A 13,240-nucleotide genomic window follows, 5' to 3' on the forward strand; every position below is an offset into this window, starting at 1 on the left:
TAAAGTTCTATTGTCTTTCCTTTATTTCAAGCTGAGATTTATCTACAGTAAAATATCCATCACCCCATATTTCTTTAAATTCTTCAAAGGGGTAATCTACTTTAAACTGTTCCTTCATTATATTATAGAATATATTTAAGAATTTTTCTTCCTCTTCCTTGTGAACCACTTCTAAAATATAATATTCATCGCCTATTTCCTCAGCCAAAACCTCTATTCCATTAATGTTTCTACCGAAAGCTCCATAATCTATGTTTTTCAATATCCCTTTTACAATCATAAATTGCACCTCTATACTTTTTCAATTTACAATAGATGCCTTAATTATAACTAGGCTTTGCGTATTGTGAGCTGATTATACCTATATTATTGCTATATTTTATTCTTTATAAACCGTGATAATGCAATTGATTGGCTAAAATTATATAAAATAAATATCTACATAAAAGAATGTAAAAAAATAAAGCCTAATTAATTCTAGGCTTTAAATAATATATAGATTTATAGTTTTAAAATATAATATGCTTAACACAGATCTGATAATGTATAGCTATACTCAAACCAATCTTAAATAATCATCTTCTCCTTTTCCATCTAAGTCATAAATAGCTTCATACTCTGCAAACGTTGTTTCTTCATATTCCAATCTTACTTTGGCAGATATATACTTACGCTCATCCTCTCCATCCATATGCCATGAGTTTATCACATAAGCTACACTATGGAATTCATATTTAACATCTCCAAAAACAACATCTTTAAAAAAATCATTAAAATCTTCTTCATCGTCCTTTTTATACTCATCTAAATAAAACTTTAGATTCTTCATAACCATTTTTTTTATATCATGCTTTTTTAACCATTGCTCCAACTCCATTATTTAAACCTCCAAATTAAATTCCATAATTTATAGTTTACTATGTAACCCAAAAAAGAAAAAATGATATAATGCAATAAATTCATATTACACTATATATCATTTTTTAATAACAAAAATCATCATAATTAATTTTTTCTATTTTGGTTTTAAGTTTCTTACTACTCTTTTCTATATTTAGATATCATCTTTTTTATCATTTCATGCATTTGTTCATATTGCCAAATAAAATCAGAATATACTAAATGCAAATCTATTAATTTTTTCATTATCTCATTTTCATCATTTTTATCAATATTATTTAAGCATTCTATGGTCATTTTAAATCTTTTTTCTATATCATCAATATCATCTATATTATCATTTTGCTCTTCTAATTCATCTTGCGAATATACAATTTCTTTTTTAAATTCATTAAGTTCTTTTAACACATTTATTGTATCCTGAAATTTTATTTTCATTTAAATCCCCCTAATTAATTTTTAATTTTCTTTTTTCACTTAACACTTTTTCTGTCTTTTCATAATTCAACGTTCCATCTAAATTCAAAACTGCTTTTGCGTTTCCTTTCTTATCAAAAACTTCTAGATGATCTTTATGTAGATTGTCTAAATATATTTTATCACCCTTCTTTAAATACTGATTATCAACTTTTTTAGTAACTTCATATATCGGCTGACCTTGAAATTTGTTTTTGGTTTTTACAATATCATTTTTAACACTACTTCCAAAAGAAGTTTCGAAAAACTCATTCATATTATTTATTTTAGTAGCCTCGCCCTTATCCGCAAACTGAAATGTACTATCTAAGTCATCACCAAGTCCTGCTAATGATCTAGTCGTTATTTCACCACCTACTGCTACCTCTGTTGCTCCTACTGCCTCTAATGGCACCGTTACTGTTCCAGCTGTTGGTACCGCGAGAACCACTCCTTCAGCATCAGTTGTAAACCCTGCTGATGTTATTGTTCCTCCTAGCAGTGCAGTTAATATATCTCCACCTGATTGGCCTGCTTTTATAGCTGTTAATCCTTCATAATCCTTATTACTTTCTAAATTAAATTCCATGGTTTCTAGTTTACCATCTAATCCAAATACACCCTTGTAAGTTAAATTATCTGGTATTGAAACGCCCGCTCCAACCATAAAATCAATTGGATTATCGCAAACACTCTTAAATACATACTTTATATCTTTCCATGCCATCTCTAATTTATTTGGAAGTTCATCAACTAAGTCTTCTGCTTCCTTATCAAAATTATGAAAAGTATCAAAAATACTTTTTTTATGCTTTTCAATATCCTTTATTAATTCATCAGAAGATTCTCCATCACTTTTATTTACCGCTGATAAAAATGCTTCATTTAATTCTTCAGACTCTTCATCTAACTCCTCATCATCACCAACTTTTTCACCGCCATAAAACATCTTACTATTTTCAGATACATAGGCAGAACTTGTCCCCAAAATCTCTGCCATGCTTTTTAGCTCTGTAAGAGTTCTTATTCTTAAATCCCATAATACTCTTAGTTCTGCTGATTCCTTCTCTACTTCTATTTCAGCTTTTTCATATCTATCCATGGAACTACTTATGAACTTTTCTAACTGAACTAATTTCTTTGCTATTTTAATAGATTCATCATATGCATTTTTTAATCTTTGTCCTATATTCCTTCTAGCTTGTATGCTTGCATCAACATTACACATAGATTGAAATATGTCACAAGAAATGCTTGACAATTTAAAATTGTTTTGCCTTAACTCTTCATCACTTCTTCTAATGCTGCTAATATCAATTTCAATTTTAGACAAATCCTACGTCCCCTTCAATTATACTATCTTTTAATATATAAATTAAGGTATATATTATAAGCTAGTAACTCATTAATCAAAATTGTAATTTATATACTTTACTGCTATAATTATATTGCTTTTTGATTTAATATTCAATATTATTAAATCTTATATTAAACTCGTTTTTATATGTATAACTATGAAAAATATTAAAACCTTAATCAAAGTTAGTTAATATAAATCAAAAGCACTAAAATATACAATTTTTATTATAGTGTCACTTATATATATGTCTATTATTTCTAACTTTTAGCCAATTTATAAAAAAAGTGCCTATGAAATACTTTCATTCAAAAGTAAATCATAGACACTTTTTTATATCTAAATCATTGTGCTAGCTACGTATAATCATTGGTGTTACTTATCTCAGGCCTATTCCCACTCTATCAATATAAATAAACACGTAGTGTCAAACGCTGATACTACGCGTTTTTATTATACATATTATTTAAAAAATATTATGTTTTTGTTGTTTTGAAAAAATTCTAGTACGTTTTTAGTACACTTTAGAACTCAATACTATTGCCTAAAATGAAGCATTAATCACAATTAATTTACTTTAATTCCATTTGCGTTTTTGCTTGTACTTTGCCATCTTGAAAAGTTACATTCATATTAGGACCACCAGCATTAATCCACTCATATATTTCGCCCTTAGTCCCCAATAAATCCGTTTGAGAAACAAGCTGTCCTTCACCTAATACAGCTTTTACTTGATCATACGTCATTCCATTATTAATCTTATTGTACTTTTCCATAGTAACCTTTGCGTCCATACTTTGTAACATAGCCTGTGCTTTATTAACTACTTTTCCTCCCTGTATTTCAACTGAGATATTAGTTCCGTCATAATTCTTCCATGCATAAGTTATAGTTTTTGTGTCTCCATCACCTGTGGAAGACTGTTCTGTCCCTTCACCTAAAATGCCTTTAACCTGGTCATAAGTCATTCCCATGGTAATTTGCATAAATTTAGAATAACTATACTTTTTATCATCTTTAGGTTTACTTTCTGTTTTTGTACTTTTAGAAGATACAGCAGTACTTGCTTCTTTCTTAGTATCAGAAGATGTATTACTTCCATTACCAGCTAATGCTTTACCTACAATGCACAATATAATTATAATTCCTATAACTGATATAATCTTATGCTGCATAAAAAAGTTTCTTTGGTCTTTGCCACAATGCGGACACTTTTTAACGCCTTTGGCTATTTCTTTACCACACGTCTTACATGTTGTCATGTTATCATTCATTTAAGATCCCCCTAAAATATGTATTTTCCTATATTGTAACAAATTGTTAACAAAATATCAATAATTAATACAAAACATGGGTTTTATGGTAAATAAAAAATAAAGCCTAGAGCATAACACCCTAGGCTTAAAATTATTTTGTTTGTGCTGCTATGTTAGCAAGCTTTTCGTTTAAGGTTTGGTTCTCTTGTACAAGTTTACTATTTTCCTTTTGTATGTTCTCAAACTGTGCTGCTTTTTCTGCTTCTGTAGGTAACTTATGCCCTAATGCAAGTACTTCTGTCTCGATAGCTCCATCAATTATTTTTTCTATTTCCGGTGTAACTACAATATTCGCTGCTGTTAATGCTGCATATATTGTTTCTTTGGCTTTTGCATTTCGCTGATCCACAGGAAATTGAGACGTTAGATATAACTGCTCTGCTTGATTAACACCTACATGAGCGTACTTGTCTACTATTTTTAAAGCATTTACTATAGGATTACTTGGTAATAACTCGCTTGCGACACTTAGTACACCATCTGACGCAGTAAGTCCCTTATCTACATTCGAAATGGTGCTTTGTACATTTATGCCCTTCTTAGTTAAATAAGGAATAGCACCTATTACTGTTCCTACAACTCCAAAAGTAGCTCCTATAGTAGCGATTATCATTAAAATATTATTTGATACCATTTTACATTACCTCTTCCTTTATATTTTTATAATAAAAAAAGGTACACGCATTTACGTATACCTTATGGATCAATATTCAAACATACATCTCCAAGTTTCTTTACCTACTATCCCATCAACTGAAAGCTTTTCGCCATGATCACTATTAACCTTTTGCTGAAACTCTTTTACCTTTGCTTCTGTACCACTTCCAAAAATTCCATCTATTCCAGTACCAACTCTCCATTGTATCCATCTTGTTGCATACTCATAGTGAGGATAATTAACGCCATCTGCTAAATAACTTCTTATTTGATTTATAGCATTCCAGGTATTGTCTCCTGCAATACCATCAGCCTGAAGTCCCATAAGATTTTGAAAGTTTTCAACTGCTGCTGTTGTTGCCAGTCCACTAATTCCATCTACAACAAGATTTGCATTTATCATACTATTTAACTCACTTTGTAGTGAAGTTATAGAACCAGAACTTTCTTGCACAGCAGCTGAATTTTCATTTTGCTTAAAATTGAAATTAGGTCCACTAACATTTAAATCCACATTTCCACTAACACCAGGTACACTTCCATATTCTGAATACTGCCATATTGCATAACTTCCCCATTTAGGAACACTTGGACTTGATACCCCATAGTGAGCTATCCATAAAGGATATTTTGTTATACGAAAATTTAAATATAAATTTATATAGTTTGGATTACAGTATATTAACGCTGGAGCTATTGAAGATATAATATCCAAAAACGCCAGACATGCATCAGTCATATCACCATGACACTGCTGCTCAAAATCTAAAACCACAAAATCAACATTTGATGGGCAATTTGCTTTAAAAAATTCAGCTTCTTCAATTGCCCTATCCTTATCCATAAATCTAGCAAAATGATATGCTCCTGCAATAAGACCATTAGACTTTGTATTAGCTACGTTTTGCCTTCCATACTTGTCTATAAAAGTACATCCCTCTGTTATTTTAGAAATTATAAAGCCATAGCCAGCGCTTTTTACGCTGGCTATATTTACAGTTTCATTTAAATTACTTATATCTATTCCTTTCATTTCAATACTTCCCTTCTTATATTTTTGAAAAAACAAACCCCAATATCGCTCCAACTATACTGGAGCATACTGAAGTTATAACTGCTATTTTAGTTTTTGAGTAATCCTCTACAGGCTTAAATCTTATTTCCTCTATTTCCTTTTCAAGTTCTTCAACTTTTGCGGTATTTACAGCATTTTTATCTATGTTTTCAAGCTTATCGCCTATTTTATCAAGGCTTCCTTTGATTTCATTTAGCATTTTAAAAATCATCTTTATCTGTTCGCCTCCGCTAGAAGAGAACTTTTCAACTTCTCGAAGTCTTTCGTAAATATCTTTTATATCTGCTTTTATGTTTTCGACTTGTACACAGTCTTTGCAGTTTTCACCCATACAGCACCTCCTATTTAAAAGTTATTAGCTTCTTAAAGTAACTTAATAAGCTTGGTGGCTTTTCCTCTTCGTAGAAATAGCAACTTAAGGCATCATCCAGCCAAATTATTATTGTCGGAAGTACATACCACCATATGCAGTTTTTAAGCTCTATTTGCCCCATGAAATTGAATTTATCGCCACTGTAATCCCATAGATATAAGCCTAAATAAATATTAAAAAAGATACCTGAAAATAACTCTGCTAAAGTTATTACGGTACCTCCAATTAAAACCTGCTGCCACATTTTTAAATTACAATATTTTTGATGATCGTTAAGCGCTCCTATGATCACACCACATAACCCGCCTACAAGAAACATCCATAAGCTTGTAAAACCCATAATCGATAATGGCTTTATCCCTTCATATCCTACAAGTTCTCTTCCTACTGCTCTGGCCAAAATTTCTATATTCATGTAGATGCTGCCAAAGACTAAGAAATGAATTATTTTATTTTTTATATATTTCAAAATAAATACCTCCTATGCTGTAGTTGTGTTACTTGGTATTACTGTATTCCACGTAACTTTCTGTACATCTTCGACAGTATTTAAAGTAGAAACATATGCCTGTAACTCTTTATTTTTTATAAGCTGCTGCTCTTTAAAGCTTTTGAAGTCTCTTGCTAATTGGAGACATTCCTCTGCTGTCCATTCTGTAAAATCTTCACTTCTTGCATGGTAGTAAAACTTATCATTTGCACATGCTGCTACTCCAGAAATTTTAGAAACTGCACTAAGAGCATTTCCTGTTATGTTTGCTTGGTCTTCTAAAGTACTGTCATACATTTTTGCTGTATTTTGATATGCTGTAGAAGTAAAACCACCTGTAATAGCATTTTGACAGGCTTGGCTTAATTCTGTATACTTCGCCTGTTTTACTTGGTCAAGTGTTGCCTCTGGAGTGGTAAAACTAAATACAATAGCATTTGCATCTATTGGATTTTTAGTTATATCTATATAGTAACCAGTACAATCATTAAATTTATCGGCAAGTTGTCCATATTCTAATTGAAAAACTCCAACTGCACTTTGTTCTAATCCTTTTAATGCCATATACATTTTAAAATCTTCATCTATAGATGTTTCCCTTACATCGCCTTGGCATTCTCCTGTACTAATTAAAATATTGCCATTAGTCTTTAAATAGTATATTTTTCTACCTATTTTCATTTTAAATCATCTCCTATTCAAACGCGGTCCAAGTTCCAGCAGAAAGACTTGAACGAGTGTCGCCTATACTACCTGTTATTTCTTTGATAAAACCATTGTTTAAAAAACGGTCTGCTTCTATTTGAACAGTATCAAACATATAATATTCATTTCCACTACCAATAACTCCTCCAATGGATGCACCACTACCCAACAAATATAACGGAAAGATTTTCCATTGAAATTGATAAGCAGTAACTACAATAACAAGCGATGGTGTGAATGATAATGATGAAATTTCAAGAAGTACATGCTGACCATCCCATACTAATTCTCCTGTATTAAAATTACCACTAGCAAACTTTTTTCCTGTACTTATATTACCTATAGCACTAACTAAATCACTAAAATTTTTACTTGCTGGTGTTGTACCTTTGGCACTAATAGCATTGTATATATCATTTTTACCATTAGTGCCAGACGTAAAAAGTTCTGCTAATACATTCTCCACATTCTTTGGATTGGAACTAAAATGCCCTGATGAATCTGAAACTATTATATCTGAAGCTCCTAAGCTTACACTTCCTGTTTCACCATTTACACTTTGCACTGGTACACTTGGAATTGCAGTTTTTAATTCATTTAAAGCATTTACTATTGTATCTTTAGCTGATGTTTTAAGTTGAGTGCGGTCACCAATGCCATGAACTGTAAGTGCATTTACATGACTACTAAAATCAGTTTGATTAGTTTTTACAGAAATAGCATTTGAAAGTGTAGTTTTAAAATCAGGATCATCACCCATTGCACTAGATAACTTTTTTAGTTGTCCATCAATCGTATCCATATTCCCATTAATCACATCAATATCAACGGTATCATTTCCTTCTGGCTTCTTTAAACCATAATTTGCTGTTGTTTGCATAAATTTTTTCCTCCTTTATATGTTAATCTAGTTTATCCTAATCATCATAAATTTTTAATTTGTCCCAGCTGCTCCCTTTTGCTTGAGACCAGGTTAGTTTTTTATCTTCAAGAAAACTCCAAACTGTGTAAGTGTACTTAAAATCATAAGCCAAATGAGCTGGCTTTATAGTTTCTAAGGTTTCCTTAAAAGCTTCAAGGTTTTTAGGGATGCCTAGGATTCCAACAAACTGGATGGTAAAAGAATAATTTTCTGGATGCTCTATTACATTTACCTCTCCGCCAGAAAAAGCTTCTGAAACATTTTTTATCATGCTAATGGTGGTTGTTCCTGAGCCTCTCATCTTAGCTTTTATAATTTCACGCCTATCTTCATAGGTTTTATTTAAATCTGTTGGAATTCCATATTCATTTTCAAAATACGAAAGACCAAAGGTGGCTGTATCCACAAAGAATTCCTTTAAAAGGGCTTCTCCTTCAAAGGCTATAACTCCAAGTTCATAAGACACAGATTCATCTAAGTTTTTAAATACTGAGGCTTCTCTCAAAAATGGGGAAATGTATTTTAAAAGATCTGGTTTATACGGCTTAAGCTCCTCATCTGGTATTTTAATTTCTTCTGAGTACTCATTTGTGCCATAACGTTCTGTACCATACACTTACTTCACCCCCTTGAGATAATTCCAGGTCACTCCAGCTAAACCGCCAACTTTATTTAAATCATCCTTGGTTGCAAATTTACTGTTACTTTCAGCTTCCGTGTAATAACGACCATCATGAGTATGGTTACTGTCTGCCTTACTGCTAACTGTATTCCACAAAGTCTTTTCATCATCAGTTGTCCACCTATGAGTTGAATCCTCTGTGATCATAGCTGCTGGATGCGAAGTTGGATGAACGTAATTATTTGCATTATCCTGCACCCCTGCAAGTTTAGCTTTTTCAGCTGTTGTATAATCTTCGGTGCTAAGCTGCTTACCAGTTACCTTATCAACCTTTTGAGCTAATTCTGTCGTAACCGTACTTGCATAATTGGCATCATTGTCTAATGCCTTTGCTAATTCCTGAAGGGTATCCAAATTTGAAGGAGCTGTTCCAATAATATTTTGAATTCTTCCATCTGTTTCTTCCTTTGTATAAGTGTCACTCTTATCTGCCTTAGTTAAAAGTTCAATATCTACATAAGTTTTTTCTGCTTTGCTGCCTTCAATGTTTGATACTCTTAAATCATTAGCGCCTTTGTACCTTTCAACTTCATTTTCTATATTCACAAGGCCGTCTTGAACTTTGTTTATGTCATCAGCTTCCACAGTATCACCTGTAGTTTCGTAGGTGATGTAAACAGGACTTACCTCTGAAAATATTTTAATATTTCTTTTCCAGGGTGCTGCACTTGGAGTGGAAACTATAACATCTTTAACCTTTGTACCTGTAAGCTTGGAGCCTGTATATACATTTATAGAGGTTAAGCTTACATTGTCATGCTGAAGCTCACCTTCATATACACCCTCCTTTAAAGCTGCTGTTTCTTCTATTACATAAGTGTTGTCATCAAGCTTGTTTAGTTTATTTGTAAAATTATCCATATTTTGAGGATATGCCATAACCTACACCCCCAAACTTATAGTGCCTAAAACAGGTATTTCTTCATCTTTAAAGCCAACATTTGAAGTTGAACCATTAAGGGTTAAGCCGCTATAATCCAAAACTCCAGCAGTATTTAAAAGAATGTCTCCCACCTTAGCATTTGAAATATAACTGTTTGTAAAGGCAATGGCTTTTATATATGCATTTAAAGAAGCGCTAAAATTATCCTTAACACTTTGAAGAGTATATCCACTAGAAAGCACAACCTTTGCACTCACATCTATATTTAAAGCTTCAGCAGCTTTGTAAGTTACTGCAGCTCCTATAGGTCTTACACCTTCAATATAATTTTGAACTGCTGCAACCAAAGTCTCAGAAGCCGGTTCTTTATTGCTGTCAACTATACAAACCTTCACGGTTCCATTTCCATTCCAGAGAGGAAAAACCTTTGCCCCTCCAACACCATTTACGGACTCTGCCCACTCTACATAGTCAGATACATTTCCAGAGGAAGCTGGATTTTGAACCTTAGCTAAATACCTTTTAAGAAAGCTTTCATCATCCTCTACATCTGTTCCTCCAGAAGTTGGATTAGCATTTGTAACCTTTGTAATTCCCATAACCTGAACTGGAAGCTGAACTATAGTACTAGCTGGAACATTGTATTTATCTCCGACTAGAGTAGAGGCTATGTTAACTGAAGCAAAGCCGCCATTTATTACTGCTGCCTCTGTGGTTTCGTATTGAAGACCTCCTAGTGTCTCAACTACAGTACCTTCTGGCACAACTGTGTTTTCTGAACCTGTAAAAGTTACTTGTCCTGTTGAGGAAGTTCCACTTTTTCTTATAACTCCCTGCTCTGCGCACCTGTTGTCAAGCTCAGTACTGTAACCATTTTCCGCAGCAGTTATGGCAAAGGCTCTCTTTAAAATTTCATCTAAATTTATCTCCTGTTTAGCTATTTCCTGTGATACTGGAGACAAGGCATCGTGTATAAAAGAACCCTCCGACGTATCTATATCAGAGGGGACTCCTTTTTTCATTCTGTTTAAAATTGTTTTATCATCTTCACTATACATTCATTTTCACCTCACCGTATACTGAACTCACATTAAATTCTATAGTGATGCTGCTGCCAGACGTATCTATTGAAATATTCCCTACTGCTTTAATGTACGGACTTATCAAAAGTGCTTCCTTTAGATATCTTTCTATTTCACTTTTCATAATGGCTTTTGTATAAGCCTTTCCAGTTAAAGTATCAATTTCACTTCCATAGTCAAAGGAATATGCTGGGTATCTATATCTTTCAGTTTTAAGTGCCTTCCATATCCATATTTTGAGAGCTTCTATTCCAGAAACTATTTGAAATTTACCATCCTTTAATAAAAAATCATCCTTATCAAAATCCCAGGCATATTCCTTAAGCAGGGTAAGTTCATCTGACACCTCCGAGGTTTTAAAAGCTATGCTTGGAAATATCATGGCAGCACCACCTTGCATAGTATAAGAAAAGTTGAACTGTTTATTTTCATAAGTGCCAGGGTATCATTAACTGCAATATCGCCTCTAAAGTTATAAGAGTTTTCTGTACCATTTAAAGCTATTGTCCTTTGGTATCCCTCTTTAAGATAATCAGCTAAAAGCAAATTATTTTGGGTAAGCTGCAGATCTCCTATGGAAACCGTCAAAGGAGAAGCACTTATGACCTTTCCAAGCTGAACTCCCTCTGAACTATTTATTGAACCTTGATTTCTTATGGTACTTACTAAAAAACTGTACGGATTTCCTATATTCACTTTATTCCTCCTCCTGCAAATCCATCAAATTGCTGCTGTGCAAAACAAGCTCCATGGTATGTTTTCCTGTTTCCACATCAAAGGTGTGATTGTCAGAATCTATATACCAAACGGCATCGCTAAGCACATCCATATAAAAAATTTTTGTCCTTACCCCAAAGCCCGTTATGCAGTTCATATTTCCAATTGCCTCCACAGTTGTTTCTGTTTCAGCTCCTTTAAGCATAAGGTTTGCTTCTGCATTTGGATTTTTTCCTTCCTCCACGGTATAAGTATCCTGAAGAACTCCAAATTCAGTTATATGCTCTGCATCTTCCACCACTCCAAGGTAATTATTTTTATCATCATATATCTTTACTCTGTTTATCATGTCTTCTATGTTGTCACTGTAGTCGCAGCTATTCATATTCAAATCTGGCCTAAGCTCAAAATTTGGAACTACCTTTCCTTTTTCTATAATCTCAAGCTTTTCACCCACTATCCTTGGAAAATACTGTAGCTTTCCATTTGATGCTTTGCTAACTTTTGTGTATGCCTTCATTATTATGTTGTAAAAAGCTTCGTTTTGGCTTAAAAAGCTCACTTTAACCCCTGTGTTTTCTATATTTCCGGTTTCAACTCCAGCATCAGAGCATACCTTTTCAGCTATATCCTCCGGCAGCATATTTTGAAAGTTATAGGTTCCCTTGGATTTTAGAAAATATATAAGATAATCATATGCAGTAAAGGTGACTTCCTCAGAGGAATTTAATTCTCTGTCAAAGACTATTCCCCTAAAGAATTCACCTATTTCATCATCAACAAGCCAAATTAAAGTTCCTGGTCCAATTTGAACATGGGGCTGATTCTTATCAAATATAGAATAAGCCAAGGTGCCTTCTATTTTTCTTGCACATTGGCTCAAATCTCCACTCCATTCAATTGTCTTTAAATAACCCGTAATATCTGTTACAAGCCATCTGTCGTATAAACTATATGCATGTATCATAAATTAAGCACCTGCCCAACATAAATTTGATTTGGATTTTTTATGCCATTTTTATCAGCTATGCTTTCATAATTCATGCCGCTGCCTGTAAATTTTTTAGCTATATCCCAAAGCGTATCCCCACTTTTCACTGTGTAGGTTTTAGGAACCGTTTTTGTAACTGGCCTTACAGTATTAATTATGCTATTTGCCGCACCCACGGAAACCTTGTCATAGCTGTAACCCCATTTGCCTACTGCCTCAGAGGCTGCCTCTATTCTTCTATACTCCTTTAAATCAAGCTGAAAATTAACATCACCAGTTCCATCATTTTCGCCGTATTCAAATCTTTCAATGCTGCATTCCATATTTATAGTGGTTTCTGAAATTATAAGCCTTATAGGCTCCCCGCTGTCCTGCCACTTTGAAATCAAATTAACACAATCATAAGGCTCAGGGAAATCGGTATACTGGCAAAAGTAATAAGCCTCTTTCGGAAAAAAACTGCTTATTCCTATAGTTTGAAGCTTCCTTTTTCCTATAAAATTAATTTCTCCATAGCCTTCAACATTAAAAGCTGAAGAATTTATCTCTCTTGGTATAGTAAACTCTGAAGGCGGAACTGGAAGCCAGAGACTATCTTCCTTTTGTTTTAGTAAAAACTCCATATCACACCTCC

The 13,240-nt window shown here is 33.2% G+C and carries 18 protein-coding genes; all 18 read right to left on the bottom strand.

All coding sequences use genetic code 11. From position 1 onward, the window contains the following. Nucleotides 1–7: 7 nt before the first annotated feature. Nucleotides 8–280, bottom strand: a complete 273-nt coding sequence (locus tag ACJDT4_RS00280; protein WP_406785521.1) for a hypothetical protein — start codon at nt 278–280, stop codon at nt 8–10. Between the two features lie 276 nt (nt 281–556). Continuing rightward, nucleotides 557–877: a hypothetical protein gene (locus ACJDT4_RS00285; RefSeq protein ID WP_406785522.1), complete on the bottom strand. Its 321-nt coding sequence runs from the start codon at nt 875–877 to the stop codon at nt 557–559. Between the two features lie 161 nt (nt 878–1,038). Next, entirely contained in the window at nt 1,039–1,338 is a 300-nt protein-coding gene (locus ACJDT4_RS00290) for a hypothetical protein (RefSeq protein WP_406785523.1), read from the bottom strand. 10 nt (nt 1,339–1,348) lie between these two features. Further along, nucleotides 1,349–2,689, bottom strand: coding sequence for a hypothetical protein (locus ACJDT4_RS00295; protein ID WP_406785524.1), 1,341 nt, complete (start codon nt 2,687–2,689; stop codon nt 1,349–1,351). Between the two features lie 596 nt (nt 2,690–3,285). Next, nucleotides 3,286–3,987, bottom strand: a complete 702-nt coding sequence (locus tag ACJDT4_RS00300; protein WP_406785525.1) for a DUF3862 domain-containing protein — start codon at nt 3,985–3,987, stop codon at nt 3,286–3,288. A 133-nt stretch (nt 3,988–4,120) separates the two neighbouring features. Continuing rightward, the gene (locus ACJDT4_RS00305) at nt 4,121–4,663 is read right to left on the bottom strand and encodes a hypothetical protein (RefSeq protein ID WP_406785526.1); all 543 of its coding nucleotides are present in this window, start codon (nt 4,661–4,663) and stop codon (nt 4,121–4,123) included. Between the two features lie 69 nt (nt 4,664–4,732). After that, nucleotides 4,733–5,719 carry a GH25 family lysozyme gene (locus ACJDT4_RS00310; protein WP_406785527.1) on the bottom strand — a complete coding sequence of 329 codons (987 nt, stop codon included), beginning with the start codon at nt 5,717–5,719 and terminating at the stop codon, nt 4,733–4,735. 16 nt (nt 5,720–5,735) lie between these two features. Then, nucleotides 5,736–6,092, bottom strand: coding sequence for a hypothetical protein (locus ACJDT4_RS00315; protein ID WP_406785528.1), 357 nt, complete (start codon nt 6,090–6,092; stop codon nt 5,736–5,738). Between the two features lie 10 nt (nt 6,093–6,102). Further along, nucleotides 6,103–6,603: a putative ABC transporter permease gene (locus tag ACJDT4_RS00320; protein WP_406785529.1), complete on the bottom strand. Its 501-nt coding sequence runs from the start codon at nt 6,601–6,603 to the stop codon at nt 6,103–6,105. Nucleotides 6,604–6,615: 12 nt separating this feature from the next. Beyond that, nucleotides 6,616–7,305, bottom strand: a complete 690-nt coding sequence (locus ACJDT4_RS00325) for a DUF4376 domain-containing protein (RefSeq protein ID WP_406785530.1) — start codon at nt 7,303–7,305, stop codon at nt 6,616–6,618. Nucleotides 7,306–7,318: 13 nt separating this feature from the next. Beyond that, a complete protein-coding gene (locus ACJDT4_RS00330) occupies nt 7,319–8,209 on the bottom strand; it encodes a hypothetical protein (protein ID WP_406785531.1) in 891 nt (296 codons plus the stop codon). A 37-nt stretch (nt 8,210–8,246) separates the two neighbouring features. Next, nucleotides 8,247–8,867: a YmfQ family protein gene (locus tag ACJDT4_RS00335; RefSeq protein WP_406785532.1), complete on the bottom strand. Its 621-nt coding sequence runs from the start codon at nt 8,865–8,867 to the stop codon at nt 8,247–8,249. Continuing rightward, a complete protein-coding gene (locus tag ACJDT4_RS00340) occupies nt 8,868–9,812 on the bottom strand; it encodes a hypothetical protein (RefSeq protein ID WP_406785533.1) in 945 nt (314 codons plus the stop codon). Nucleotides 9,813–9,815: 3 nt separating this feature from the next. Continuing rightward, the gene (locus ACJDT4_RS00345; RefSeq protein WP_406785534.1) at nt 9,816–10,874 is read right to left on the bottom strand and encodes a baseplate J/gp47 family protein; all 1,059 of its coding nucleotides are present in this window, start codon (nt 10,872–10,874) and stop codon (nt 9,816–9,818) included. Beyond that, a complete protein-coding gene (locus ACJDT4_RS00350) occupies nt 10,867–11,280 on the bottom strand; it encodes a DUF2634 domain-containing protein (RefSeq protein ID WP_406785535.1) in 414 nt (137 codons plus the stop codon). Before ACJDT4_RS00350 ends, ACJDT4_RS00345 begins: the two co-directional genes overlap by 8 nt. Next, complete coding sequence (locus tag ACJDT4_RS00355) at nt 11,277–11,594, bottom strand: DUF2577 family protein (RefSeq protein ID WP_406785536.1); 318 nt, start codon at nt 11,592–11,594, stop codon at nt 11,277–11,279. Before ACJDT4_RS00355 ends, ACJDT4_RS00350 begins: the two co-directional genes overlap by 4 nt. Nucleotide 11,595: 1 nt before the next feature. Further along, entirely contained in the window at nt 11,596–12,582 is a 987-nt protein-coding gene (locus tag ACJDT4_RS00360; protein ID WP_406785537.1) for an XkdQ/YqbQ family protein, read from the bottom strand. Further along, complete coding sequence (locus tag ACJDT4_RS00365; RefSeq protein WP_406785538.1) at nt 12,579–13,229, bottom strand: LysM peptidoglycan-binding domain-containing protein; 651 nt, start codon at nt 13,227–13,229, stop codon at nt 12,579–12,581. Before ACJDT4_RS00365 ends, ACJDT4_RS00360 begins: the two co-directional genes overlap by 4 nt. Between the last annotated feature and the right edge of the window lie 11 nt (nt 13,230–13,240).

Source organism: Clostridium neuense (assembly GCF_045310695.1).
GTDB lineage: Bacteria > Bacillota > Clostridia > Clostridiales > Clostridiaceae > Clostridium_S > Clostridium_S neuense.